The sequence below is a fragment of the Paenibacillus hamazuiensis genome, assembly GCF_023276405.1.
GTDB classification, from domain to species: Bacteria; Bacillota; Bacilli; order Paenibacillales; family NBRC-103111; genus Paenibacillus_AF; species Paenibacillus_AF hamazuiensis.
Window position 1 is genome coordinate 7,270,299 of record NZ_JALRMO010000001.1, and the last position, 26,241, is coordinate 7,296,539.

The 26,241-nt window shown below is 53.7% G+C and carries 23 protein-coding genes; 15 read left to right on the forward strand and 8 right to left on the reverse strand.

Annotated features, from left to right (window positions below):
* The first annotated feature begins 216 nt into the window (after nucleotides 1-216).
* A complete protein-coding gene (locus MYS68_RS31960; protein WP_248929659.1) occupies nucleotides 217-1,263 on the forward strand; it encodes an ABC transporter substrate-binding protein in 1,047 nt (348 codons plus the stop codon).
* A gap of 81 nt (nucleotides 1,264-1,344) precedes the next feature.
* Nucleotides 1,345-1,908 carry a uracil-DNA glycosylase gene (locus tag MYS68_RS31965; RefSeq protein WP_248929660.1) on the forward strand — a complete coding sequence of 188 codons (564 nt, stop codon included), beginning with the start codon at nucleotides 1,345-1,347 and terminating at the stop codon, nucleotides 1,906-1,908.
* A 387-nt stretch (nucleotides 1,909-2,295) separates the two neighbouring features.
* Here MYS68_RS31965 and MYS68_RS31970 read toward each other — a convergent pair whose 3' ends face one another.
* From MYS68_RS31970 to MYS68_RS31985, 4 genes are all read right to left on the reverse strand, one after another.
* A complete protein-coding gene (locus MYS68_RS31970; RefSeq protein WP_248929661.1) occupies nucleotides 2,296-2,484 on the reverse strand; it encodes a hypothetical protein in 189 nt (62 codons plus the stop codon).
* 139 nt (nucleotides 2,485-2,623) lie between these two features.
* The gene (locus MYS68_RS31975) at nucleotides 2,624-2,959 is read right to left on the reverse strand and encodes an NUDIX domain-containing protein (protein ID WP_248929662.1); all 336 of its coding nucleotides are present in this window, start codon (nucleotides 2,957-2,959) and stop codon (nucleotides 2,624-2,626) included.
* A 3-nt stretch (nucleotides 2,960-2,962) separates the two neighbouring features.
* The gene (locus MYS68_RS31980; protein ID WP_248929663.1) at nucleotides 2,963-3,508 is read right to left on the reverse strand and encodes a GrpB family protein; all 546 of its coding nucleotides are present in this window, start codon (nucleotides 3,506-3,508) and stop codon (nucleotides 2,963-2,965) included.
* A gap of 78 nt (nucleotides 3,509-3,586) precedes the next feature.
* On the reverse strand, nucleotides 3,587-5,041 hold the full coding sequence (locus MYS68_RS31985) for a glycosyl hydrolase family 18 protein (protein ID WP_248929664.1): 1,455 nt from the start codon (nucleotides 5,039-5,041) through the stop codon (nucleotides 3,587-3,589).
* 257 nt (nucleotides 5,042-5,298) lie between these two features.
* Between MYS68_RS31985 and MYS68_RS31990 the strand changes: the two genes are divergently transcribed.
* From MYS68_RS31990 to fdhD, 3 genes are all read left to right on the forward strand, one after another.
* Nucleotides 5,299-5,664 carry a Na-translocating system protein MpsC family protein gene (locus tag MYS68_RS31990; RefSeq protein ID WP_248929665.1) on the forward strand — a complete coding sequence of 122 codons (366 nt, stop codon included), beginning with the start codon at nucleotides 5,299-5,301 and terminating at the stop codon, nucleotides 5,662-5,664.
* A gap of 155 nt (nucleotides 5,665-5,819) precedes the next feature.
* On the forward strand, nucleotides 5,820-8,171 hold the full coding sequence (locus MYS68_RS31995) for an FdhF/YdeP family oxidoreductase (RefSeq protein WP_248929666.1): 2,352 nt from the start codon (nucleotides 5,820-5,822) through the stop codon (nucleotides 8,169-8,171).
* Nucleotides 8,172-8,368: 197 nt separating this feature from the next.
* Entirely contained in the window at nucleotides 8,369-9,106 is a 738-nt protein-coding gene (fdhD, locus tag MYS68_RS32000) for a formate dehydrogenase accessory sulfurtransferase FdhD (RefSeq protein ID WP_248931079.1), read from the forward strand.
* A 17-nt stretch (nucleotides 9,107-9,123) separates the two neighbouring features.
* On the opposite strand, the gene MYS68_RS32005 is transcribed toward fdhD, so the two are convergent.
* Nucleotides 9,124-9,459: a Rossmann-fold NAD(P)-binding domain-containing protein gene (locus tag MYS68_RS32005; protein WP_248929667.1), complete on the reverse strand. Its 336-nt coding sequence runs from the start codon at nucleotides 9,457-9,459 to the stop codon at nucleotides 9,124-9,126.
* Between the two features lie 940 nt (nucleotides 9,460-10,399).
* On the opposite strand from MYS68_RS32005, the gene MYS68_RS32010 reads away from it, so the two are divergent.
* A complete protein-coding gene (locus tag MYS68_RS32010; protein WP_248929668.1) occupies nucleotides 10,400-11,236 on the forward strand; it encodes a hypothetical protein in 837 nt (278 codons plus the stop codon).
* Between the two features lie 566 nt (nucleotides 11,237-11,802).
* On the opposite strand, the gene MYS68_RS32015 is transcribed toward MYS68_RS32010, so the two are convergent.
* Nucleotides 11,803-12,186 carry a response regulator gene (locus MYS68_RS32015; protein ID WP_248929669.1) on the reverse strand — a complete coding sequence of 128 codons (384 nt, stop codon included), beginning with the start codon at nucleotides 12,184-12,186 and terminating at the stop codon, nucleotides 11,803-11,805.
* A gap of 401 nt (nucleotides 12,187-12,587) precedes the next feature.
* On the opposite strand from MYS68_RS32015, the gene MYS68_RS32020 reads away from it, so the two are divergent.
* The 4 genes from MYS68_RS32020 (at nucleotide 12,588) to MYS68_RS32035 (ending at nucleotide 17,024) form a co-directional block, all read left to right on the forward strand.
* Entirely contained in the window at nucleotides 12,588-13,409 is an 822-nt protein-coding gene (locus tag MYS68_RS32020) for a glycosyltransferase family 2 protein (RefSeq protein ID WP_248931080.1), read from the forward strand.
* A gap of 15 nt (nucleotides 13,410-13,424) precedes the next feature.
* Entirely contained in the window at nucleotides 13,425-15,218 is a 1,794-nt protein-coding gene (recQ, locus tag MYS68_RS32025; protein WP_248929670.1) for a DNA helicase RecQ, read from the forward strand.
* Nucleotides 15,219-15,226: 8 nt separating this feature from the next.
* A complete protein-coding gene (gene rnhA, locus MYS68_RS32030) occupies nucleotides 15,227-15,889 on the forward strand; it encodes a ribonuclease H (RefSeq protein WP_248929671.1) in 663 nt (220 codons plus the stop codon).
* A 127-nt stretch (nucleotides 15,890-16,016) separates the two neighbouring features.
* Nucleotides 16,017-17,024 carry a DUF3231 family protein gene (locus tag MYS68_RS32035; RefSeq protein WP_248929672.1) on the forward strand — a complete coding sequence of 336 codons (1,008 nt, stop codon included), beginning with the start codon at nucleotides 16,017-16,019 and terminating at the stop codon, nucleotides 17,022-17,024.
* Nucleotides 17,025-17,144: 120 nt separating this feature from the next.
* Here the strand turns inward: MYS68_RS32035 and MYS68_RS32040 are convergent, their stop codons facing one another.
* Nucleotides 17,145-17,855 (reverse strand): GntR family transcriptional regulator, encoded by a 711-nt coding sequence (locus MYS68_RS32040; protein ID WP_248929673.1) that lies wholly within the window; start codon nucleotides 17,853-17,855, stop codon nucleotides 17,145-17,147.
* A 373-nt stretch (nucleotides 17,856-18,228) separates the two neighbouring features.
* Between MYS68_RS32040 and MYS68_RS32045 the strand changes: the two genes are divergently transcribed.
* Both MYS68_RS32045 and MYS68_RS32050 read left to right on the forward strand, forming a co-directional pair.
* Nucleotides 18,229-19,545 carry an anaerobic C4-dicarboxylate transporter family protein gene (locus MYS68_RS32045; RefSeq protein ID WP_248929674.1) on the forward strand — a complete coding sequence of 439 codons (1,317 nt, stop codon included), beginning with the start codon at nucleotides 18,229-18,231 and terminating at the stop codon, nucleotides 19,543-19,545.
* Between the two features lie 31 nt (nucleotides 19,546-19,576).
* A complete protein-coding gene (locus MYS68_RS32050; protein ID WP_248929675.1) occupies nucleotides 19,577-20,407 on the forward strand; it encodes a sugar phosphate isomerase/epimerase family protein in 831 nt (276 codons plus the stop codon).
* A 167-nt stretch (nucleotides 20,408-20,574) separates the two neighbouring features.
* Here the strand turns inward: MYS68_RS32050 and MYS68_RS32055 are convergent, their stop codons facing one another.
* Complete coding sequence (locus MYS68_RS32055) at nucleotides 20,575-20,838, reverse strand: hypothetical protein (protein ID WP_248929676.1); 264 nt, start codon at nucleotides 20,836-20,838, stop codon at nucleotides 20,575-20,577.
* 262 nt (nucleotides 20,839-21,100) lie between these two features.
* Between MYS68_RS32055 and MYS68_RS32060 the strand changes: the two genes are divergently transcribed.
* The 3 genes from MYS68_RS32060 (at nucleotide 21,101) to MYS68_RS32070 (ending at nucleotide 26,122) form a co-directional block, all read left to right on the forward strand.
* Nucleotides 21,101-22,843, forward strand: a complete 1,743-nt coding sequence (locus MYS68_RS32060; protein WP_248929677.1) for an ABC transporter ATP-binding protein — start codon at nucleotides 21,101-21,103, stop codon at nucleotides 22,841-22,843.
* A gap of 39 nt (nucleotides 22,844-22,882) precedes the next feature.
* Nucleotides 22,883-24,961, forward strand: a complete 2,079-nt coding sequence (locus MYS68_RS32065; RefSeq protein ID WP_248929678.1) for an ABC transporter ATP-binding protein — start codon at nucleotides 22,883-22,885, stop codon at nucleotides 24,959-24,961.
* A 171-nt stretch (nucleotides 24,962-25,132) separates the two neighbouring features.
* The gene (locus MYS68_RS32070) at nucleotides 25,133-26,122 is read left to right on the forward strand and encodes an MBL fold metallo-hydrolase (RefSeq protein WP_420852176.1); all 990 of its coding nucleotides are present in this window, start codon (nucleotides 25,133-25,135) and stop codon (nucleotides 26,120-26,122) included.
* Nucleotides 26,123-26,241: the final 119 nt, after the last annotated feature.

Genomic DNA, 26,241 nt, shown 5'->3' on the forward strand with positions numbered 1-26,241 from the left:
TTTGGAATGGGGATCTGGACAATTTCCATTTTACCAAACGAAAGGTGTTTTTTCTGTCAACTCAAAGAATTAATCGTCCGCAACCCGCACCACATCTGGCTTAGGTTAGATTTTCAAGGTGCGAAAGTTGAGTTATTAAGCTTGTTTGAGAAAAAGTTTCTTCACTGGAAATCCCCGAACACGAATTGAAATAGAAACGGAAGGAAGGGACCCGACATGAAAAAAATGAAAATATTCGGCGCGATTTTGCTGTGCAGCGCGTTGCTGTTGTCGGCCTGCGGCAATAAAGCGGCGAACTCTCCCGTTGCCGGAGCTGCCGGATCTTCGGCCGAACCGGGCAAGAAACAGAAAGTGACGCTTGTTCAATCCACGGTAGGTTTTTTGTTTTCCGCCATATATATCGCCAAAGGGAAAGGTTTTTTCGAAGAAGAAGGGCTGGACGTAGAAGTGTCCATCGCGGGCGGTTCGCCCAAAGTCATTTCCGCCATTGCCGGCGGAGGGGCGCAAATCGGCGCCACGGGGCTTTCGGTCGTGATGGATGTGAACGAGAAAGGCCAAAACATACAGGCATTCGCGTCCTTGATCAATCAATATGCATCCAATATCGTCATTCGCAAAGATGTGGCGGCCAAGCTGGGCATTAACGAAAATTCGCCCATCGATCAGAAGATCAAAGCTTTGAAAGGTTTGACCATCGGCATTAATACGCCGGGAAGCGGCAACGATAAATTGGTCCGCTACCTGCTTAAATCGCAAAATTTGAACCCGGATAAAGACGTGACGCTTGTTCCGCTCGGCAACGCGGAAGCATTCCTCCCGGCGTTTACGAACAACCAGATTCAGGCGTTTTGCTTCTCATCCCCGACATCCGATACGGCGGCCGCGACCGATAACGGGATGATGCTCATCAATTTGTCGAAGGGCGAAATCAAGGAGTTGGACGGTTTCTCGCACAGCGTTCTTTTGGCCAAACAGGATTTTATCAATAAAAACCCGGAATTGCTGCAAAAGGTTACGAATGCCATCGGCAAGGCGGAAAAATTCATCGCGGAGGATAAAGCCGGGGCGAAAGAAATTTTAAGAAAATCGTTCAGCGATCTCGATCCGAAAGTGTTTGATATCGCATTCGAAAACAATTACAGCGCTTTTGCAAAAAGCCCGGTCATCAGCAAAAAAGGCTACGATATGAATGTGACCTTCGAAGGGATTAACGTTCCGTTCGAAAAAGTGGTCGTCAATAAATTCGCCGAAGCGTTTAAGTAACTAAAGGGATAACGCAATTGCATAAGGCGGTCGCCGGATGATCATCCTTTACCTATATTCGAAAATGGGGAGGATGCGCAGGTGACCGCTTTTTCGCCTGTTATTTTGCCGGAGGAAGCTCCGCCGGAGCATGCGGTTCATTGCGAGCGGTGCGAGCTTCACCGCCAGCGTACCCGCGTCATCTGGGGGGAGGGCAATCCGGAAGCACCGGTGCTCGTGCTGCTCGACAACCCCGGAGCGCGAGAGGACAAGGAAGGGAACCCGTTTGTCTGTGGAACGCGGGAAACGCTGCAGATGGGCGCCGCGGCCGTCGGCATCGACTTGTCCCTTCTGTATGTGACGTATTTGCTCAAATGCCGCCCGATCCGGGCGTATAACAAGGAAGCGGCGAGAGCGGCATGTTCGGTTCACCTGCGGGAGCAGCTCGAAGGCAAGCGGCCGAAGCTGTTGTTTATCCTCGGCAACGTAGCCGTGCAGTCGTTTTTTCAAAATCCGGAGGCGGAAGTGAAGCACATGAGGGGCCGGTGGCATGAGACGGGAGGTTTCCCGGTCGCCGTAAGCTATCATCCGCTTGCGGTCAGGCGCCGTCCGGTGCTTTTTCCGCATTTCGTGAGCGATTTTCGGCTTGTCGCCGAAAGGTTATAAATGGTGAAGCTGCTTGGAGCGGAATGCGTTTGGCGCAGCGGTCGATAAAACGATCGGTTTCTGCTCATGGGGTACATGCGTGCATAGCGTAACGGTTGCAGCGGAGCTTATTTGGGCCGAATGGCTGATTTCAGAACGGTAACGGTTGCCAGAGCTGTTATTTGTGAACTTTCATCGTTTTGAGTGGTACAAGATGAGAAATAAGCTCTACCACAACCGTTACAATGTAAAAATGACGTTTTTGAGCCAAATAAGCTCGGCAGCAACCGTTAGCCTGCTATGCGTGACGTACGTGCCATCATTTGGCGATCCAACGTATAAGCCCGGCGCCAAGGAAAACGCCCGGGAAGCTATCCTAAGGGAGCATTCCCGGGCATTATTATGCCCTTATTGAACTATTTCCGCTTTCGCACGCTGGAGCGCCTCAATCAGCAGGTCGAGTTCGGCCGCGTTCATGCGCAGCGTCATATACCTCGGCCGGTAGCCGCCGCTCGATACTTCGAGCAGCGCCTGCCCGTGCTCACGATCCGCAACGAGGCTTACCTGCTCGCTTTCGTAAATCGCAGTCCATGCCACTGTTGTTTCATCCTTTCCGGTGATCAATTGATATCGCCGATGTACACATCGAATGTTTGGGTTTGCAGCTTCCTAAGGATAGGGATAAGATCCTTGGGGTAGAAATTGTAGCGGTGAAGCTCGCCGATCGGCAGCCACTCTATGCCAACCTGATCTGGATCCGGCTGCAGCGGGTACTTATTTTCTTCTGCAATGTCACATAAAAAGATGTGGCTGACGATATGCAAAGCTTGATCCCGCTGCAAATGCTCGTGATTTTTTCCGATATATTCGCGGACGAACAGCAATTTGACATCGCGGATGTCGCGCCGATTTCTTCGCGAACTTCGCGGCGCAGGGCATCCGGGAGCGTTTCGCCGAACTCCTGTCCTCCGCCCGGCAAAATGTGCTCGAACGAGTCGTCGTCCCGTTTCTTCACGGTTAAAACGTGGTTGTTCCTGATAATCAGCGCGCATACCGAACTGCGTATCTGCATCCGTTACCCCTCCGTGCCGCCCGGGCTCCCGGGGTTCCGTTCTTTTTTCGCCAGGGAAATGATATGTTCGATAAACGAAGCCTTCGCTTCGGTGTAGCCGGCTCTATCGTGCTTGAACCTTATTTCCAGCTGCTTTTTCAGTTTGTAATATTCGTTCAGCGCATACTCATGGCTTCTTAAATAGTCGCGGAATAAAAGCTGGCTCGTCCAATTTTCGCCGCCGTATGCATAAATGTGTAAATGATGCGTTCCCGCTCTCCAGGCGCCTCTGCGGAAAAATCTCCGCTCCGGAAAATCGGGCTTGGGTACGTACTCGTATTCAATGCGGTTTAAGGCGTCTATATGTCTCTGCTCTATAAGGTCCAGATGCTCCACGCCTACCATCATATCGATGACCGGCTTGGCGCCGAGCCCGGGAACGGACGTGCTGCCGATGTGCTCGACGGATAAGCGAATATCGTCAAGCGCTGCGGCGATTTTGTCTTTCTCCCGCTCGTATTCTAGAGCCCATTCGGGATTATATTCGGATACGATCACTTGCTCCGCCATGAATTGACCTCCCGGCTATATCGTATAAAACAAACCGACATTCCCATATTATGCTATTTTTTATAGAGGGGTGGGATATTAGTGCAAACCGGCCCGCACCGCTTTCCAAAAGCTTTCATCCTCTTGGCCCAGTCGCCAAACGGATACTCCGGCCAAGTCGTATTTGACAGCCAGTCTCGTTTTGGCCTGAATGCTGTCCGCGTTCTCGTACCACACCGTATGCTGTGAGCCGTCGACTGCCGTATAGGTGAAAAACGGCGACTTTTCCGTGTCGTCCCACTGTGGGGCGGCTCCCGTTTGGGCTAAAATGGACGGAATCTGCCTCCACGATAAGCCTTTATTTTCGGCGCCGGGAACGGCGTTCCAATCGTAGCCGTAAGACGGCAGGCCGATGTACAGCTTGTGCGGCGAAATTTGGCTTACCGCATATTGGATGACGCGCTCCACCCAAGGCAATCCGGCGACAGGACCCGGCTGGCCCCAAGGGCCGTTTTCGTCATAGGTCATCAGCTGAATATAATCGGCAGCCTCACCCAAAGCTGCGTAATCGAATGCGCCCTCCCAGGCGGCGCTAATGGAATCGGTCGTTTTGGCGGGGACGGACACGATCGTCGTCAGCCCTTTGGCATGCATCCGGTCGGACAGCTCCTTGACGAAAGAGGTAAAGGAACTCCGGTCAGTGGGCAATATGTTTTCGATATCGAGATTGACGCCTTTATATCCGCTGCCGGAAACGACGGCTTCGATATGGTCCAGCGCCGCAGTGCGGGCGGAGGCATTCGTTAAAATCGCATGAGCGATGTCCGGATCGAACTGGTCGTTCACCATGTTGGTGATCGCGGCATACGATTGAATCCCGAAGCTGTCTGCGGCCTTAAGCCCTTCCGCAGGCGCGCTCCCTACGATGCCGCCGCTGCCGTCCAGGGAAAAAGTAGCCGTCGAAATTTCGTTCAGATAGCTGTGATTGGCGGACAAGCTTTTATAGCTGGTCTTGTCCGCATCGGAATACTTTACATAATAGCCGAGCACCGTTCGGGAGGAAGAGACGGATGCGGGAACCGCGCCGCTTCCGGCAGCGGATGTGCTGTCGGCGGAGCCGGAGCTCCGGGCAGTCTTGCCGGAACCGGGGCCCGGAGCTGCTGCTGCTTCGGCGGGTGCGGTTGCCGGTGCGCCGCTGTTGGGGGCAGCAGGCGCAGAGCCGGAAGCCGCCGCTTCGATTGCGGTATAGGGAGGTCCTATAAGGAGCACAGGACCGATAAAGTCCGATTCGTTTGCTTGTTTCGATTCCGTGCGGTTCGAGGTGTCCGGCGTCGTATTTCCGGCAGCCGTCGAGCCCGCATCGGGCGAACCCGAGGGGGCCGCGGGTGCAGCGAATGCCGGTGTGGCAGTGTTGGCGGCAGCTGCGGATGTAGCCGCAGCTTTGTCGGCTCCTGCAGACGGTTTGATGGCGTCGACATCGGTGCGGGCGGCCAACAGAAAAGTCAGGCCAACCGTCAGCACCGTCAAGGGGATCGTTACAAAACGGCGATTCATGGCGGGTTCACCACCTTTTTATCGTAGTTTAAAGCGATGCAATCGTTGCGTCTCGATCGGGATTCTGCAAAACTAGTAACTCTATTATATAGGTGGCCGAAGAGCCAGGGTAAGTGGTAAATGGGCCCTGAAGCGGGTTTGGATTCCGGCGGAGCTCCCGAAACGGGCGCGGAAGTTGCGTGAAATATTGTCATGACGGCGCTTTCTTGATAAGATGGACGTATCCGTAATGGCTCAAGTTTGGGTGATGCAAAAGCATGAACAAAATGGAAGCCGAGTTCAGCAATCTGGTCAAGGCGTTCCGCAAGCGGCACATGGGCAAAGGGCCGGCCAAGATTACGACGACCTTTTGCAAGTGCTGGGCGATTTGCGAGATGGAAGGCAACTTGTCTCCCGTGGAAAAATTTATCGCCTCCGCCAGCGACGGCAAGCAGATGGTCCGCGCCGCCCGCACGGAGATGGTGAAGATGATGTACCGCCAGCACCATCCGGTGGAGATGGAGGAACTGCTCGGCGCAAAGTTCGTCGATCTGTTCGTGGATATCGACATCGATAAAGATCTCGGCATGTCGATTTTTGTATTCGACCGGGACATCGAGATGAAGTTCAAACCAATCGAATAATAGTGCAGTTGGCACTCGGACAGCGAACCTGTTACAGACTAACCGCCGTACAAACCGTCTTTTTGCGATGAAGCCAGAGGACTGTTTTGCGGCGGTTTTTTGTTAGCCGGGGCTTCCCTGTCCGGAGGGCCGGTGCACAAGCGGGAGGAAACGTTATGGGGAAAACGAAGCATACCGGGCCGATCAAGCTGCCGAAAACGCCGGACCCGTCGCTCTGGGTGAGCGCGGTGCCGTTCGGGCTTGGCAAGGTGAAGCCGCACCATATCCGCGAGACGGCGAAAATCGTCTGGGACAACCGCGACAACCTGCCGTACGCGTTCCGTATTTTGACGCAGGGCGTGTGCGACGGCTGCGCGCTCGGGGTGTCCGGCCTGTACGATCAGACGCTCGCCGGGCCGCACGTATGCACGACGCGGCTGAACGTGCTGCGGCTCAGCACGATGTCGGCGATGAAGCCGGAGACGCTGCACGCCGACATCGACGACCTGCGGCGGATGGACAGCACCGCGCTGCGGAAGCTCGGCCGCATCCCGTATCCGCTCATGCGCGGGCGCGGGGAGAGGCGGTTCCGCCGCGTCAGGTGGGACGAGGCGCTCGATTTCATCGCCGCGAAAATCCGCGCGATCGATCCGAAGCAGCTCGCGTTTTATTTGACCGCGCGCGGCATTACGAACGAGTCGTATTACGTCGCGGCCAAGGCGGCGCGGTTTCTCGGGACGAACAATATCGACAACGCGTCGCGCATCTGCCACTCGCCGTCGAAGACGGCCCTCAAGCGGTCGGTCGGCGTCGGTGCGTCGACGTGCAGCTACAAGGACTGGATCGGCACCGACGTGCTCGTGTTTTGGGGCAGCGTGGCGGCGAACAACCAGCCGGTATCGACAAAATATATGTACGCCGCGAAGCGCCGGGGGACGAAGATCGTTGTGATCAACCCGTACCGCGAGCCGTCGATGGACCGGTACTGGATCCCGTCCGTGCCGGAGTCCGCGCTGTTCGGCACGAAGCTGGCCGACGATGTGGTGCAGGTGAACATCGGCGGGGATATCGCCTTCATGAACGGAGTCATGAAGGTGTGGTTCGAGATGGAGGAGCGGGGGCCGGGCTCCGCGATCGACTGGACGTTCGTCCGCGAGCATACGAGCGGGCTGGAGGAGCTGCGCGCGCATGTGCTCGCGCAGGATTGGGCGGCGCTGGAGCGATCGAGCGGCCTCGGCCGGGAGCGGATCGCCGGGTTTGCGAAGCTGCTCGCCGGGGCGAAGTCGGCGGTGTTTGTGTGGTCGATGGGGCTGACGCAGCACCGCTTCGGCACCGACAACATTTCGCAGGTCGCGAATCTCGCGCTGCTGCGCGGGTTTCTCGGCCGCGAGTACTGCGGCCTGATGCCGATCCGCGGCCACAGCGGCGTGCAGGGCTCGGGCGAGATGGGCGCCGACCCGTTCAGCCTGCCGGGTGGCGAGTTTAAAGGCGCCGACATCGCGCGCATCGAAGGCGTATGGGGCTTCAAGCTGCCGGCATGGCAGGGCGACATCGTCGGCGTGTCGCTGGAGAATGCGCTGCTGCCGGAAGAGCACGAGCGGAAGCTGAAGCTGTTTTACACGTCCGGCGGCAACTTCCTCGAAACGATGCCGGATCCCGAGTTCGTCCGGCGCTGCCTCGAAGCAGTCGATGTCCGGGTGCACCAGGACATCATTTTCAACACGTCGACGCTTGTCGACGCACGCGAAGCGGTCGTCGTGCTGCCTGCGATGACGCGCTACGAGCAGCCGGGCGGCGGTACATCGACGTCGACGGAGCGGATGGTCTATTTTTCGCCGGAGATCGAAGGGCCGCGAATCGGGGAAGCGCGCGCCGAATGGCAGATTTATATCGATCTTGCCTCCCGGGTGAAGCCGGAGCGCAAGGAGCTCATCGCTTTTGCAAGTGCGGCGGATATACGCCGGGAGATCGCGAGAGCGGCGCCGAGCTATGACGGCATCCAGCACCTGTCGAAGCGCGGTGACGTATTCCAGTGGGGCGGCGCCTGGCTGTGCGAGGACGGCGTCTGTCCGACGGATGACGGGCGGGGCCGGCTGCTGCCGATCGAGCTGCCGGAGCTGCGCAAGCCGGAGGGGCATTTTTACGTGACGACGCGGCGGGGCAAGCAGTTCAACTCGATGATTTACAGTGAGCGCGATCCTTTCAACGCGGCGGACCGCTACGATGTGCTCATGCATCCGGACGATGCCCGCACGCTGTCGCTGGCCGCCGGCGAAGCCATCGTCGTTTACAACGCGCACGGCACGTTCCACGGACGCGTGAAGCTGGACGATGTGCGGCCGGGCAACATCGAGGTGCATTGGCCGGAGGGCAACGCCCTCATCCCGAAGGGCGTGTACGAGCAGTATGCCGGCATCCCCGAGTACAATACGGCGGTGGTCGTGGAGAAGGCGGAGACATATCATGCTCACAAGGATACGAAATATGTGGAGCGGCGCATCGAAGAATTGGAGACGGAAACGGAGTGAGTGCGGTGGAAGGGGAGTATGACGCAGCTGAAACAACCGTAAAAAAGCAGCCGGGACCATGCGAACCGGGCAGCATCTGCTCCGAGCCGTACGCCGCCGCAAGGACAGCCGCATCCGCGGCGTGGCCGGTCCGCAAATACGAAGCGCCGGCCGAAGCGGAAGGAGATGTAGGCGGGAGAGGGGAGCCCGGCGGCTGGCTGGAAGCGGAGGACGAGGTCGCGGCCGAATTTCCGCTCACCCTTAAGGTGGACGGGACGGAGTTTGCGACGATCGTTTGCACGCCGAGCGACCTCGAAGACCTTGCGGTCGGCTTTCTCGCCTCCGAGGGCGTCATCCGCACCGCAGGCGACCTGGCTCGGCTCACGCTCGACGCGGGCAAAGGCTTCGTATACGCCGAGCACGCGCAGCCGGAAGCGGCCAAGGCGGCGATGGAGCTGGCCTCGAAGCGGTTTATCGGGTCGTGCTGCGGCAAAAGCCGGCAGTTTTACCTCGCGGGCGACGTCCGTACGGCGAAAACCGTGACATCGCGGACCCGTATTGCGCCGGAGCAAATTTTCGCTCTGATGGCGGCGCTGCAGACGAGCTCCGGCGATTTTCTCCGCACCGGCGGCGTGCATAATGCGGCGCTCTGCACGCCGGACCGGGTGCTTGCCGTGCGGACCGATATCGGCCGGCACAATACGCTCGACAAGCTGTACGGCCACTGCCTGCGCGAGCGGATCCCGACCGGCGACAAGGTGATCGCGTTCAGCGGCCGGATTTCGTCCGAGGTGCTGCTCAAGACGGCCAAAATCGGTGCGGGCATCCTGCTGTCCAAATCGGCGCCAACCGATCTTGGGCTGAAGCTCGCTCACGATTTGGGCATCACCGTCGTCGGTTTTGTCCGCGGCCGGAAGTTGAACGTCTATACGCACGCGGAGCGTGTCCTCTTGTGAGGCACGCTCCGTTTAACTTAACTGCTGTATAACTTTCCGTCTTTCAACAGCGCCAGCCATGAGGGGAAATCCAGCAGCTCCGGATATATTTGGCGAAGGGCGGGCAAGTCCGCAAGGTAGCCTTCTCTGTCGAAAAAAGCGGCCGCTTTGACGCCGTCGTGTTCATCGCCGCCGTCCTGCCGCACATTTGGCGCCTTGTAGCTAACGGGGACGCCGTAAACGCGCTGAATCGCCTCTAAAGCCTCAGCAATCGTCAGCTCATCGCCGGCAATTTCCAGATTTTTTCCGATATACGTTCCAGAATCGGCAAAAACGAGAGAAGCGAGCGCGCTGATATCCCGCACCGCGATCATCTGCACCTTCGATTCCGGGGCCCTGGTATAAAGAGTTACCGGCTCTGGACCTCCGTAAACCCGGACATCTGCCCCACCGCGGCAAGCCACCTTGGACCGCGCAGCTTCCCCTTCTGTTCCGTCACTGCTACGCTACGGCCTACGTCAACCCGGCAAATCTCGCCGCTTCTACCGCGGCCTTTCCCTGACCGGCTAGAACCATCTTAATGAATTCTAGCCCAACTTTCCGTCACTATCGGCGCTAATCCTTGATTCGACTGGATTTTCATTTTTTTATTGGTCACTACAACCTATTAATTTCCGAGCAATTCTGATGCATTCAGTATTTCATTATTTACGAAAGAGTCGATGGAAATAAACGGTAGGTCACTACTTTTGCAAATCGCTGATTTCTTAAGTTATGAACCCGCTGAAATCAAGGATTTTTGTTCTCGATTAGGGCAAAAATGAGCGAAAAAAATATTTTTTCGCAAAAATTCCGCGGAAAGTTGGGCTAGAGATCGGTCGATAATCTTCATCCATTCATTCAATCCATAAAGCAATGTAAACAAAAAATATAAATAATAGGGGCGGAATAGTAATACCTAGAATGATAGAGATCCAAAATGTCCGCTTTCGAAGTAAATTCTTTAATTTATCAAAGAAGCTTAATATTGGTTTGTCAAGGGAGTTGAAAAAATTCTCGAGGTATGTTTCGGCATCTGACTCGTCAAATTCAAGAAGTTTTTCCCAGATATTCATATGAAGAGCATACATTTTTTCCTTCTCCTCACTATCTTTTAAAAGCGCCACTTAATTCATCACCGCCTAGATTTAATAATTTTATAGTACCCAAGAATTTATCCTATAGCAATAAATTTGATATAAAAGAATATATTTACATTTTATAGAAATGGTTTATAATGTTAATTGAATAAAATTTTAGGAGGTTATTGAAAATATGAAAATTGTAAAGCGTGGTTTTACAGGAATTGCAACACTAGCTCTTATTTTTTCAACATTAGTTATCTCCCCTCAGAAAACCAATGCTTCTGAGACAGATGTACAACTAGCAAAATCAACGGTCAATAGTTACATTAAAGCTGTTGAAAAACAAGATCCGGAAGAAATGGTAAAATGGGTAATTGACAAACGTTTTACTTCGTCAGAACAACAAAAAAGTGAATACAATGTGATTCTTCGCAATAACGAATTTAATGATGCAAAGTTGGAAAATATTAAAAAAACCGGTGAAACAATTAAGGCCACTATATCTTTAAAAAGAAAGAACGATGGAAGAGTGGAGTCGGTTGAACTTCCTGTAGTTAAAGACATGGATAGTACATGGAAGTTAGTTATAGGTGATGTAAGTACGAGAGATGAGAAATCCATTGTGTATGATACATCTGAAAAAAAATCTTCAAATCCAAATATGAGTACTTTATCCACAGCTGTTGCTTATTATGAGTTCGATCTTGCTAAACAAGGTAGTTGTTGCACTCATACAGCTTACAGTGATTCATCTTTTGATATGACAGGCTATTCAGTAGGAATTAATGGCTGGCAAGAGCTCCCATCTACTAACACCAAGGTAACAGTGGTTTACCAAATTGTTAAAAAAGGTGTATTCTCTGATGATGTAAAAGGTGAAAAGATAATTCAAGATTTCTACAGAAAAAAAGGTACTTGGTATTATGAAACTATCAGTACATTTGAAAAAGAATCGGGCGTGTATTTGAAAATTACAAATCCTAGCTCAACCAATGGTGTTTATGGGGCTGGTAACGTATACCAATAATTAAGCAAGGCTGCAGATCTGCAGCCTTTTTTACTGCAGACGAAAGCATCAGGTGTATTATCAACCGATGAAGTTGATCAGGCGTTTGCGCCACAGGGGCCCTATATGCAATGAAGTAGAGACGATGAATTAGTATGATCTTGAAATGGTGAAAGCAAAAGCAGATTCCCTAGTTCCCTGTCTTATTCTAGAATTAAGGATGATGTACTCCTCAGCTATTTCGTAGATTTTTCCTATATGCTTATCCTTAAGTTCAAAGAGTTGATCATATCTATCTAAGGGCATGACATACAATCTTACATTACCAGAACTTGTTGTCTCTTTTGCTGTAATATACCTCTCTCGCAAGGCTTAAAACAAAATCATGAAAATTCATTGGACCGCTACCAATGCCCTTTCCAACGAAGACTTTCGCCGCGTTCTTCGCGAAATGCGCGGCTGGGGACGGAAATGGAGAGAGGAGCGGAATCGAACATAGCCGGCCGTCCCTTAGCGGGAGCGGCCGGCTTGCTTCATATGCTGCCCAATTGTCGATTCGGTGCGATGCCGGACGGTAACGAGCCGCCTTATTGGGGCTGCCGGGGCAGGTTTAACGCTTTCATGATCTTTTGACCTAAATCTTCCCGTGAAAAAGGCTTGACCAAATAATCGGAAGCCCCGGCTTTAAACGCTTGAATCACGTTCGGCCTCTTATCTTCGGCCGTAAGCATAATAACCGGGATGTTCTTATATGAGGGATGGCTTTTCAGCATTTTCAAAAACTGCAGGCCATCGATTTCCGGCAAGTTCCAGTCGAGTAAAATAAGCTCGATTTGGGAGGCGTGACGGACCAATAAATCCTTCGCTTCGATTCCGTCTAACGCATGAAGCAGCTTTCGGTCCAACGCTTCGATCTCCTGACGGATAATTCTGCCGATTAAAGGGATGTCGTCAACGAGGAGGATATACATGCGGGCACCTCTTTCAAGCTGTTGTAATAGCGCGGTATATAACGATATTACCATAGGCGGCGGACGGATGTCCCGATTTATGGAAACCAATGTAAATTTTTCTGACATCCCAAAAAGGGTAAAAAAAGAGACCCACAAGCAGCGGGCCCGCGGGTCTTAAGGAATATATATTAAAAAAGGGGGGTCACTTATGAGTATAGGCGACGAACATTAAAGCAAGATGAAATACACATTTCAATTGTGTTACAAATAAATGGAAATAATTGCAAAAAATCAAAAGGCCGGTTTGATCTCTTCGCATAACTGCGGGTGGGATTCCCGGTCATTTTTATATATAATAGGAACAAAATGAGTTCCCATCGGCCGGCTATGTGCCGGATGTGGGATACAGGGAGGGAGTCCTGTTGGAAAATCCGCTTGTTTCGGTCATCATTCCCACCTATAACCGGCCCGATTTTTTATGTGAGCTGATCGAGTCGCTGTCGCGCCAAACATACTCGCGGCTGGAAGTGATCGTTGTGAACGACGGCGGGGAGCGGGTCGATTTTGTGCGGGAGCTGTATCCGGAGATGAACCTGCGCGTGGTGGACATGCCTTCCAACCGGAAACACGTTCACGCCCGCAACCGCGGCCTCATGGAGGTGTCGGGGGAGATCATCATGCTGTGCGACGACGATGATCTGCTGCTGCCCGGCCATGTCGAACGGATGCTTAAGGAGCTTCAGGACAGCGATCTCGTTTACTCGGACGTCGAGATTTTCGACTACGTGGTGGAGAACGGCGTGCGCCGGGCGACAAACCGGTTTGTGTTCGCGTACGAGCACGATGTGGAGGCGATGCGCCGGTTTTCGACGTTCGTGTCGTCGGGATGCCTGTACCGTAGGGAGCTGCACGACGTTTTAGGCCCTTTTGATACGGAGATGTACCATTATTGGGATTGGGATTTCTTTTTGCGGGCGGTGGAGAGGTATCGCGTCAAACGAGTGCCGGTCGCCAGCGCCTTGTACGCGTTCTCGAATCAGGGAGACAACATGTCGGGCAATCTCGAGGACATGAGACCTTATCTTGACAAGCTGTCGGCCAAGCACGATCTCGGATATTTGCCGACGAAAAACTTTTTCCTGCTGCTGGAGGAGCCCGAAGTGAAAAGCCGGAAGGCGTCCACGCAGGTGCTGTGGGACGGCGAACCGGTCGTATCGCGGCGCCGCCGCGGCGAACTATAGGAAAGGATGGAACGGATGGGAATCGAGCAAGTAAGCCTTACCCGGGCGGAATCTCTGCTGCAGCAGTATTTCGGCTATCCCTCGTTTCGCGAAGGGCAGAAAAATATTATCCGCAGCATCATCAGCGGCCAGGATACGCTCGGCATTATGCCGACGGGCGGCGGCAAATCGATCTGCTACCAGATTCCGGCGCTGATTTTTCCCGGCACGACAATCGTCATTTCGCCGCTCATCTCGCTGATGAAAGACCAGGTCGACGGGCTGGAAAGCTACGGCATCCCGGCCGCTTACATCAACAGCTCGCTGACGTATGCGCAGGCGGAAACCCGTATCCGCAAGGCGGCGCGCGGCGAATACAAGCTGCTGTACATCGCGCCGGAGCGGCTCGAGACGGAGCGCTTTCTCGAGCTGATGGGCGAGCTCGAAATTCCGCTCGTCGCGATCGACGAGGCTCACTGCGTATCGCAGTGGGGGCATGATTTCCGCCAGAGCTATCTGGCGATTCACCAGTTCATCCGCCAGTTGCCGAAGCGGCCGATCGTGGCCGCATTTACGGCAACGGCGACGCCCGAGGTGAGCCGCGACATCGTCGAGCTGCTGCGGCTGCACGAGCCGAACCAATTTATGACCGGCTTCGGCCGGGCCAACCTGACGTTCGGCATCGTGAAGGGCGAGAACAAACGCGATTTCGTCACCGGCTACATCGGCGCGCGCAAGGGCGAGGCCGGCATCATTTATGCCGCCACGCGCAAGGAGGTCGACGGGCTGTACGAGCTGCTGCGCAAAAAGCGCATCTCCGTCGGACGCTACCACGCCGGCATGACGGACAAGGAGCGCAAGGAAAGCCAGGATGCGTTCCTGTACGACGAGGTGCAGGTGATGGTCGCAAGCAACGCGTTCGGAATGGGGATCGACAAGTCGAACGTGCGGTATGTGATTCATTTTAATATGCCGAAAAATATGGAGGCTTATTACCAGGAAGCGGGGCGCGCCGGGCGGGACGGCGAGCCGAGCGACTGCATATTGCTGTTCAGCCCGCAGGATATTCATATTCAGAAGTTTCTCATCGAGCAGTCGACGCTGGACCCCGAGCGGAAGACGCATGAGCAGCGCAAGCTGCGCCAGATGATCGATTACTGTCACACGACGATGTGCCTGCAAAAATACATCGTCCGCTACTTCGGCGACATGTCCGAAGAGGAGTGCGGCAAATGCAGCAACTGCAGCGGCGACACGGAGCTGACCGACATTACGGTGGCGGCACAAATGATTTTCTCCTGCGTCCGCCGGATGCGGGAGCGGTTCGGGGTGACGACGGTCGCCTCGGTGCTGAAAGGGTCGAAGAACAAACGCGTGCTGGAGCTCGGTTTCGACAGCCTGCCGACGTACGGCTTGATGAAGCAGTACACGGAAAAGGACATCGCGGATATGATCAATATGCTCGCCGCCGAAGGGTACCTGGCGCTGACCGACGGCCAGTACCCGGTGCTGAAGCTGACGCAGGCGGCGATGGACGTGCTGACCGGGCAGGCGAAGGTCGTGCAGCGGGTGCGTCGCGTGGAAGAGCGTCCGGCCGCGCAGGACGGCATGTTCGAAGAACTGCGGCAGCTGCGGCTCGACATCGCGCGGCGCGAGAAGGTGCCGCCGTACGTCGTATTCTCCGACAGCACACTGCGCGAGCTGGCGGACGTACGACCGACGAATCCGGCCGCGATGCTGAAGATCAAGGGAATCGGGGAAGCGAAGTTCATGAAATACGGAGCGGTGCTGATCGATTTTTTCAAAAAAGCGAAAGCGGAAGGAAGTTGACGTAAATCGTGGCCAAATCGAAATATTACGTCGTCTGGGAAGGCAGGCGGCCGGGCATTTATACGACATGGGCGGAGTGCCAGGCGCAAACGAACGGATACCCGCAGGCGAAATTCAAATCTTTCGAAAGCGAAGCGGAAGCCAAGGCGATGTATGCCAAGGGCTGGAAGGCGGCGTTCGCTGCAGCTCAAACCGCAGCAAAACCGGGTTCCGGCGGCGCCGGCCTCAGGAGGAAAGCTTCCTCGGCGGAAAGCGAGCCGCAGGAAGTGGAGCTTGACAGCATCTCCGTCGACGTCGGCTGCAGCGGCAACCCGGGCATTGTGGAGTACAAGGGAGTGTGCACGCGCACGGGAGAGGTGCTTTTTTCCCACGATCCGATCCCGAAAGGAACGAACAACATGGGCGAGTTCCTGGCTATTGTGCATGCGCTGGCCTACCTCAAGAAAAAAGGCAGCTCCATGACCGTGTACAGCGATTCCCGCACCGCGCTGAGCTGGGTGAAAAACAAAGCGGTCGCCAGCACGCTTGTGCGCGACGCCTCCACAGAGCAAATTTGGTCCCTCGTCGACAGGGCGGTCCAATGGCTGCAAACGAACTCGTATCCGAACAAGGTGCTGAAGTGGGATACGCGGAAGTGGGGCGAAATCAAGGCGGATTACGGGAGGAAGTAACTTTTAGTTGTTTCCCTGAAATCAGACTCTCCGACGGAGAGTCTTTTGCTTTTTTCCACGGGGCCGGATACGCCGGGGAGCCGGTGGGAATACTTTGCTTGACAAGCATGAACTACCGGAGGTACATATGGAAGCTGAACATAACAATCGGCTTACTTCAGCGGAAATCGCCCATTTATGGATTTCATATACGAACGATACGATGGCGGTTTGCATTTTGAAATATTTTGCGCAAAAAGTCGAAGATTCCGAAATCAAGCCTGTCATCGACTACGCGCTGAGCGTCGCCCAGAAGCATATTCAAACGGTTAAGAAAATCATGGAAAGCGAAAATGCCGCAGTCCCGCAAGGATTTACGGATGAAGACGTGAATCCGAACTGCCCGAGATTGTACTCGGATACGTTTTTTCTTCAGTATTTGAAGCAGATGTCCAGGGCGGGGTTGAAAGCGAACAGCCTCGGACTCAGCCTTGCCGCCCGCGATGATGTGATCAGGTTTTATAATATGGCCCTTACGGATTCGGCGGAGCTGTGCAATAAAGCGACGGGTATGCTTTTATCCAAAGGGTTATATATTAGAGCGCCTTATATTCCCGTTCCGCAAAAAGTCGATTTTGTGCGGAAGATGAGTTTTCTGTCCAATTTGCTGAAGGAAAAGGACAGACCGCTTACCGCTATCGAAATTGCCAACATTTATGGAAATATGCAGACGAACGGGATGGGCAGCGCCTTGCTCACGGGATTCAGTCAAGTCGCCAGGTCGGCCGAAGTCCGTCAATATCTGGCAAAGGGAATTGAGCTGGCGAACAAAGAGATGGAAATATTGCACCGGTTTTTGGCTGAAAACCGGCTGCCTGCTCCGATGACTTGGGACGGTGACGTGACCGCTTCGACGGAGCCGCCTTTCTCGGACAAATTGATGCTGTTTCATGTATGCGGTCTTAACACGATCGGAATCGGGGACATCGGAGATTCGCTGGGCACCTCCATGAGAGCCGATTTGTCCGCCTCTTATGCCCGTTTTTTGGCGGATGTGCTGAGTTATGCAGAAGACGGGGCGAACATCATGATCGCTAACGGTTGGCTGGAGCAGCCACCGCAAGCGGCTGACAGAGAGGCGCTGGCCGGAGTGTGACATGCGGCAATAGTATGCTGCGGCGAAGGCTTCCGCAATAGGGTATGAAACGGCGAACAGCATCCTCCCTGGCCGGAAGGATGCTGTTTTTGTTGTTAACCAGCCAAGGAGCTTTTCTTATTAAACAATCAGCTCAAACCTGTCCCCTAATATCAACTGCTTGGAGCGGTGGATTTTTTTACCGTCCGGGCTGCTGACGGTACTTCGGATACACAGCAGAGGATGACCTTCCTCGATATTTAAATAGGTGGCCACATCGAAAGAAGCGTATTCCATCACGATATATTTTCTGGATATGCCAAATGTGATTTTGTGTTTGTTTTTTAAAATTTCGTAAAGCGATTTATGATTTAAATCTTCCTGCAGCAAAAAAGAAAAGGAAGAAGGAAGACGGGTATATTCCACAGATACCGGGACATTGTCGGCATATCTGATTCTTTCGATGTTAATGATTTTATCCCCGGGTTGTAAACCCAGATGCTCCTGGTCTGAAGCGGTGGCCTCTTCAATCACGCATTTGATGACCTTGGCGCCAGGGACCTTGTTTTGCAGTTTGCAAGTGTCGCTGAACCCAATCGTCTCCGTAACATTTTTCCTGATCTTATCTTTCTTAATAAAAGTGCCTTTTCCCGGGACCCGGACCAAATATCCTTCAGAGGTAAGCGAATCAAGAGCGGAGCGGACCGTGACCCGGCTGACATTGTTGCTTTCGCTTAACTCCAATTCCGTAGGGAGCTTGTCTCCTGGCTTCAGTGTGCCGTTATGGATGGAGTCCAAAATTTTATCTTGCAGCTGTTTATATAATGGCGCGGATTCCGTATGATCGACCATGGTTTCACCTCCAAAAAATCCTTGTATTATATTGTTTTATTTCCGTACCTCTATAATATAACAAGATGTACGGGCTGTGAACATAAATAAGTCTGTAAAGTATTGTTGTATAATGTATTATTATGTGTTATTATCACATCAAGACATTCCGATATAAGACGATGGTGGGGAATGAAGCTAAACCAAATGTATCATACAATGGGAAGGAAATGGATATATGCCGAATCAACGGCGCTTTTGGCCATGAAACGGCAATCATACAAAGCCACCCTCCGACTCAAAAAGAGAAACCTGAAATCGGCGTTTTGTAAGCGTATTCAAATAGTCTCAGATTAAGCAAGCCGGTAAAATCATATAAGGAGGGTGAGCCTTCATGTTTTGGTTTCAGCTGTTCATCATCATCTTGCTTATATTTTTTGGAGCCAGAAAAGGCGATGTTTTTATGGGGTTGCTCGGCGGCGTCGGTGTGGCGATCTTTGTTTTTATCTTTCGCGTCCAACCGGCGGCTCCCCCCATCGATGTTATGTTGATTATTTTAGCGGTCGTTTTGGCGGCTTCCGCTCTGCAGTCTTCGGGCGGACTCAACTTTCTAGTCCATCTTGCGGAAAAAATGCTAAGTAAGTCGCCTAAAAATATTACGATCATAGCTCCGATCATCTCCTGGTTGTTTACTTTTTTGTCGGGGACGGGACATGTCGTCTATAGTTTATTGCCGATTATTAATGAACTTGCCCTCGATAATAAAATCAGGCCGGAAAGACCCATTTCAAACAGTATTATCGCCTCCCAGCAGGCGATTACCTGCTCGCCGGTATCGGCGGCTACCGCAGCTATGATCGGATTTATGGCCCCCCTTGGAGTGGGTTTGGGATCCATTTTGACCATTGCAATACCCGCTACGCTTGTTGGCGTTATTATAAGTGCGGTGTTGACGATACGCAAGGGGAAGGAGTTGGAGGAAGATCCGGAATATTTGCGGAGGCTGGCGGAAGGATTGATCGTTAAGCCGGAACAGAAGGCGGAGAAACAAGCGGTTTCCAAAGGAGCGAAAGCTTCGGTTGCGCTCTTTTTGCTTGGCGTGTTGTCGATCGTCATTATGGGCATGTTTACGAACCTGCGACCGACCTGGATGCAGGGAGGTCAGGCTGCCATGTTATCCATGCCGTATACGATTGAGATTATTATGCTGGTTTGCGCCACGCTCATCATTATCTTTGGCCGACCGGCGATCGAAACGATTCTTAACGGTCCGATATTCAGGGCGGGGGCGCTGGCGATGGTTTGCGCTTTCGGGCTCGCGTGGATGAGCGGTACCTTTATCAACGGACAAACCGCTTTTATTCAAGGACATGTCGCCACGATCGTCAATAGTCACCCATGGACGCTTGCCGTAATCATGTTTATCGTAGCCGCTTTAACGACAAGCCAAGGAGCCACGACGTTGATTATGGTCCCGATTGCCATCGCTCTTCATTTGCCGCCGTACATCATCATCGGAGCGTGGATGGCCGTCAATGCCAACTACTTTTTGCCGGTCGCGTCGCAGTGCCTTGCCGCCATCTCTTTTGATACCGCCGGTACGACCAAAATCGGCAGGTTTGTGCTCAATCACAGCTTTTTGATACCGGGACTCATAAATAGCGTGATCTCCGTCATTGTTGCTACGTTAATTGGAAGTTTTTTGATTTAGAGAACAATATAAATTAGGAGGAATTCGGACTATGCTGCAACTCTCGCAAGTGGCCGCCGCGAACTATCATTACAAAAGGTATTCCCTGGATTATTTTTTGGATTCCGTTGCTAGGTTGGGGTTCCAAAATATTGAATTGTGGGCTTCGGGACCGCATTTTCATTTGGACTACTTTACGATGGAAGATATCAAGCAGTTAAATAAAAAAATCAAAGAACGAGGCTTAAAGGTCATCTGCCTGACACCCGAGCAGTATGTGTATCCGATCAGCATCAGCCATCCCGATCCGGAATACCGCAAGCAAAGCGTCGAGTTTTTTTGCCGGCATATTAAAGCCGCGTCGCTTTTGGAATGCGACAGAATGCTGGTGACCACGGGAATCGCCTATTTGGACGCCGATGAGATGGAAACGTGGAAATGGTGCCGGGAATCTTTGGGAGAAATTTGCAAAACGGCGGAGAAAGAAGGGGTTTACCTTCCCGTAGAGGCGTTTACCAGCTTTACGACGCATGTATTTAACCGGGCCGAGCACATTTCCAGGATGATCAAAGAGGTCGGGAGTCCGTATTTGAAAGGTTTGGCGGATACGGATGTCATGGCCACGACAGGAAAGGATACGATCCATGACTTCATCAGGGAACTCGGAAACGATTTAAATCATGTCCATTTTGTAGACGGTAATCCCGGTGGGCATTTGGTTCCCGGAGAAGGCAAACTCGATATGGCCGGGGCGTTAAAGGCGCTGAACGATATCGATTATAAGGGATATCTGGGCTTGGAGTTGCTGGATAGAAGGTATATTTTGGACCCGGAAAAAGCGATGCGGGATTCGCTCGCATGGTTTGAAAAGCACTTATCCTAATATTGAATAAATAAGATGGAAATCAAAGAGACGTTCAGCAACGAACGTCTCTTTTTTGGCATGCTGGGTTATCTTCAGGCCGGATGGCACGCCGTATTCAGGCAAACGGCATCCTCCTCACGAGCGGAGGATACCGCTTTTTGTTTATGCCGGCAATAGTCTGTTTTTTACCGGTTCCGCGGGGAGCGGGTGCCGATGTCGAGATGCTTGCGGAGCTGCTTGTTTTCGGCGGCTTCGTTCTGGTAAAGCTCGGCCTCCTGGCTTTCGAGCGGCAGGCTGACGAGCTCCCATTCGGTTTTACCGAGCGTCAGATCGGAAGGGAACACATCGCCGCGCTTGAGCGTTTCCTCGCGCCCGACTTCGTTCGCGTAAACCCCGTCCGTTTCGACTTCCTCTCCGGAGAACGGGTTCATATTTTTATTGTTGGACATGGATGGTGGCCTCCTTTATATGAGATCGGACGTTATTATTCCCTGGAACGCGCTTTTTACATGCGAAGTGAGAGAGTTTTATGCCGAGCGGATATTTTTTTGAAAAACAAACGAACATTTGTTTGCCAACAGCATGGACCGATGGTAAAATATACCTTGCCTTATAAAAAGTCTATAATTGATTTTTCTCTACATCGTATTCGTCCGGCATGCGTATAATGGATTCATCTTTTTTGGAAAAAAGGATAAAGGAAGTGAAGGTATGTCGTTTGTTCTGCAAATGCGCTGGTTTTTCGCGCAGAGGTGGCGGCAGTATGCGGTTGCGATCGTGCTGATGACGATAGTAAGTCTGCTCAGCATCGTCCCGCCGAAAATGATCGGCTCCACCATCGACCAGATCCGGACCGGGACGCTCACGGCAGACGGCCTGCGCGGTACGGTGCTGCTGCTCGTCGTGTTGGCCCTGTTTTTGTACGCGATGATTTACATCTGGATCACCACCTTGTTCGGCAACGCCATATTGCTGGAAAAAATGATGCGCAGCCGCCTGCTGCGCCACTGGACGCGGATGACGCCGACCTTTTTCCAGCGCAACAGCACGGGAGAGCTGATGGCGCTGGCGACGAACGATGTGCTGGCCGTCGGACAAACGGCAGGCTACGGCGTGATGACGCTCGTGAACACGGTCGTCGGCGCTTCCGTCGTCATCGTCACGATGGTATCGACGATCAGCTTCAAGCTGATGCTGGCGGCGCTCGTGCCGATGCCCTTTGTCGCCTTGTCGATCAGCGTGCTCGGCAAGCGGATGCGGACGCGGTTTGTCGCGGCGCAAACCGCTTTCGGCAAAATGAACGACCAGGCGCTCGAGTCGATTTCCGGGCTGCGCGTCGTTCGTTCGTACGTGCAGGAGGAGCACGATATCGAAGCGTTCGACCGGGTGACGAAGGATGTGATGGAAAAAAACATCCGCGTCGCGGCGATCAACGCGATGTTCCATCCGCTCATTTCATCGATTGTAGGGTTGAGCATGGCGATCGGCAACGGCTACGGCGCTTATCTCGTTTTCCATGATCAAATTACGCTCGGGCAGCTCGTGTCGTTTAACATTTATTTGGGCATGCTCATTTGGCCGATGATCGCGTTCGGCGAGTTCATCAATGTGCTGCAGCGGGGGAGCGCCTCGGCGGATCGGCTGATGAAAAGCTTCTCGCAGCAGCCGGATGTGACGGATGCGGAGGAGACGGTGCACGTGGAGAAGCCTTACCGTATCGAAGCGACCGGCCTTTCGTTCCGTTATCCGGGAGCCGCGGCCGACAGTCTGAAGGACGTCTCGTTCCGCCTCGAGCGCGGGGAGACGCTCGGGCTTGTGGGCCGCACCGGGAGCGGCAAAAGCACGCTGCTGAAGCAGCTTCTCCGCCAATATCCGATCGACCCGAACCGCCTGTGGATTGCGAACGTGCCGATTGAGCGGATTGAGCTTGGCCGCGTGCGCGGCTGGATCGGCTATGTGCCGCAGGAGCATTTGCTGCTCTCCAAGACGATCCGTGAAAACATCGCTGTCGGCAAGCCGGATGCGACGGACGCGGAAATCCGCCATGTGTTGGAAATGGCATGTTTCGCCGGAGATGTGGAGCAGATGCCGGACGGCTGGGATACGCTGATCGGCGAAAACGGCGTCATGCTGTCCGGCGGGCAAAAGCAGCGCGTCGGCATCGCGCGGGCGCTGCTGGCTGATCCGGAGGTTCTCATTCTCGACGATTCGCTGTCTGCGGTCGATGCGAAAACGGAAAGCTTCATTTTGCACAATATCCGCAAAGAACGTGCCGGCAGAACGACGTTCATCGCCACGCACCGATTGTCCGCCGTGCAGCATGCCAATTGGATATTGGTGTTGGGCGAAGGGCGGGTGGTCGAAGAGGGGACTCATGAGCAGCTCATGATGAAAGGCGGCTGGTACAAGGAGCAATTTGAGCGCCAGCAGATGGAAGCGAGCTTGCTCGAATAGCCGGATGTACGTTCAGTTTTAGGGAAGAGGAGGGAAACTATGGAAGGTCAAAAGAACGTGCTGCGCAGGCTCGCCGAATACGCGCTGCTGTACAAGTACCGCATCGTTTTCGCGCTGCTGGTGCTCGTCTGCGCGGTGAGCGCGGAACTTGCCGGACCGTACATCGGCAAGCTGATCATCGACCGGCATATCGGCAGCATTCAGCTGCCCTGGTATGAATGGGAGCCGGCGAAGGTACCGTCCGATTTGCAGCGCGTCGATTACGCGGGCAAATCCTATGTCCGCCGCGACTGGGCGGATGGGCGGGATTTGGCCGCGTCCGGCGGCAAGGAAGTGCGCATCATGCAGGTGGAGCGGCATATGTATTTGATCGGCGAAGCGGTTCGCATCGAGGGGAACTGGTCGCTGCTTCCGGCCGGGCCGGACGCTTCCAAAGCCCGGCTGCAAATTTCAAACGGCAAGGAAAACGCGGTATATTCGGCGGTACAGCTGGCGCCTGCGGACGTAGCGAACTTTTACCGCCACGATGTGATGCCGGTTATACGCTGGCTCGCTTTGTTTGTCGGGCTGCTGTTGGTTGCGGGCTGTCTGCATTTCGTGCAGGGATTTTTGCTGCAGTCGACGGCGCACCGCATCATCCAGCGGATGAGAATGGACCTTATGCGGCATATTCAGCGTATTCCGGTCAGATATTTCGATAATACACCGATCGGTCAGGTCGTCTCGCGTATCGCCAACGATACGGAAGCGATCCGCGATTTGTTCATCAGCTTCATGGCGACGTTTGTCGTCAGCTCGATCAATATTGCCGGCATTTACATCGCGTTGTTCCTGCTGGACATGCGGCTTGCGCTTGTCACGCTCGTGATGATTCCGCTGTTCGCGGCGGTGATGTGGGTTCATTTGAAGTTTTCGAAAAAATACATTTCGGTCATGCGGGCGAGGCTCAGCGATATGAATGCGATGCTGAACGAGTCGATCGGCGTCATGCCGATGATTCAGGCGTTTCGCCGCGAGAACGACCGCATCAAGGAGTTCGAAGCGCTCAACGAAGACCGCTATGTGAACAACGTCAAGCAGTTTCGGGTATTTTCCTTGTCTTCGCGAAATTTTTCGGGACTCGTCAGCGCGCTGTTCGTCGCTTCGGTCATCTGGTATTTCGGCAATCAATCGCTGCATTCGGCCATTTCGTTCGGGGTCTTTTATGCGTTTATCGATTATTTGGGCCGTTTCTTCCAGCCGATTATCGGGATCTTCGACCAGTTGACCAACGCGCAGCGCGCTTTCGTTTCCGCAGAAAAAGTATTCGGCATCCTCGACATGGAAGGAGCCGAGGTCGAATGTGCGGACGGGACGGCAAGACCGAAAGGATACGTTAAATTCGACAATGTCTCGTTCGCTTATAAAGATGACGATTACGTGCTGAAAAACATTTCGTTCGAGGCGAAGCCGGGCGAAACGGTCGCACTCGTCGGCCACACGGGCTCCGGGAAGAGCTCGATCATGAACCTGCTGCTCGGCTTTTACGAACCGACGCGGGGGACGATCTCGATCGACGGGCAAAGCATAGCGGGGATGTCGAAGCAGGCGCTGCGCAAGCATATGGGGATCGTGCTGCAGGACCCGTTTCTGTTTGCGGGGGACATCAAATTCAACGTCAGCCTGTACGACAAGAGGATCGATCTGGATCGGGTGAAGCGAGCCTTGAAGGATGTCGGAGCGGCCGGCTTTATCGAGCAGCTTCCCGGCGGCTATGACGAGCCGGTGGTGGAGCGCGGCAGCACTTTGTCGGCCGGCCAGCGCCAGCTCATTTCTTTCGCGCGGGCGCTCGCCTACGATCCGGCGATTCTCATCCTCGACGAAGCGACCGCCAGCATCGACAGCGAGACCGAGGGGCTGATTCAGCAGGCGCTGCGCGTCGTAAGCCGAGGCCGCACGACGTTTATGATCGCCCACCGGCTGTCGACGATCCGCGAGGCGGATCAAATCCTCGTGCTGCACCGCGGAGAAGTCGAGCGGGGCAGCCACGACGAGCTGATGAAACTGCAGGGCCGCTATTACCGGATGTATCAGCTGCAGACAAGCAGCGCCGATACGGGCATCGGAATGGCGCAGTGAGTGTGTGGAGTTTAGGAGCAGGGGGCGCGGGACGGGGAATCGTCGTGTGAAAACTCCTGCTCCTTTTTGTTCTTCGCTTACCTCTCTAAAATAGTTGGAACGTTTTCAGCGCGGATGCGTAGGGACATAACAGATATAAAGAGCATGGCGCATCGGAAGGAGAGGGTCAGGTTGCGGCGTACGTACAGCAATTTGGATGATGTATCGACTTTAAAGTCTTTCAGCGAGTTGATCGCTTGGCAAAAGGAAAGAAGGGCCAAACAGAAGGATCTTTCCTTTCAAGTGCCTCTTTGCGAACATAAGCAGACCGGGTGGCTGCAAAGCAACCGTACCGAAACGTCGCTGACGTGGATCGGACATTCCAGCTTTTTGCTGCAAATCGGTGGGCTCAATATATTGACCGATCCGGTATGGGCGCAGCGGATGGGATTTGCCGGAAGGTTGGCCCCGCCGGGACTTGCTTTGGAAGAGCTTCCGGAGATCGATATCATCTTGCTATCGCATGGGCATTACGACCACATGGACTTGCCCACTTTGCATAAGCTGCGTAAGAGATCGATTTCGGAGCCGATGCTGCTTGTCCCATCGGGGCTGGCGGAGGTGCTGCGGAAGAAGGGCTTCGGCCGGATCGCCGAGTTGGAGTGGTGGGCCTCCATGCGGATAGGGGCGGTGGAGTTTCATTTTGTTCCGGCCCAGCACTGGACGCGGAGGACGCTTTGGGATACGAACCGCTCCCATTGGGGCGGGTGGATGATCATAAACGCGGAAAGCGACGATTCGATTTATTTTGCCGGAGACAGCGGTTATTTTCGGGGCTTCGGGCTGATCGGCGAAAAATTCTCTCCCCGCTATGTACTGATGCCGATAGGGGCTTATGAGCCGGAGTGGTTTATGTCGAAGCAGCACGTAAATCCGGAAGAAGCGGTACAGGCGTTTATCGATGTCCGCGGCGGCGTCATGATTCCGATGCATTACGGCGCTTTTCGGCTGGCGGACGATACGCCGAAGGAAGCGCTCGACCGGCTTTACGCCGAATGGAACCGCCGCGGACTAGCCGGTGAGTGCTTGAAGGTGCTCGCAGTGGGGGAGACGCTGCGGGATGCACATGACAAGCCGGCGCTTCCGGAACGGGAGGCGCGGATCGGATCGCCGGGCAGGTAGAGGGAAGTCGGGCCGAACTGCTCGTTTTTCCGAGTTTAGCGAACGCCAGTACCTTTATTCGAAAAAAGGAAAATTTGTTTAAATAACGGCCGTGAAGCGAGGACGCGCCCAGCTTGGCT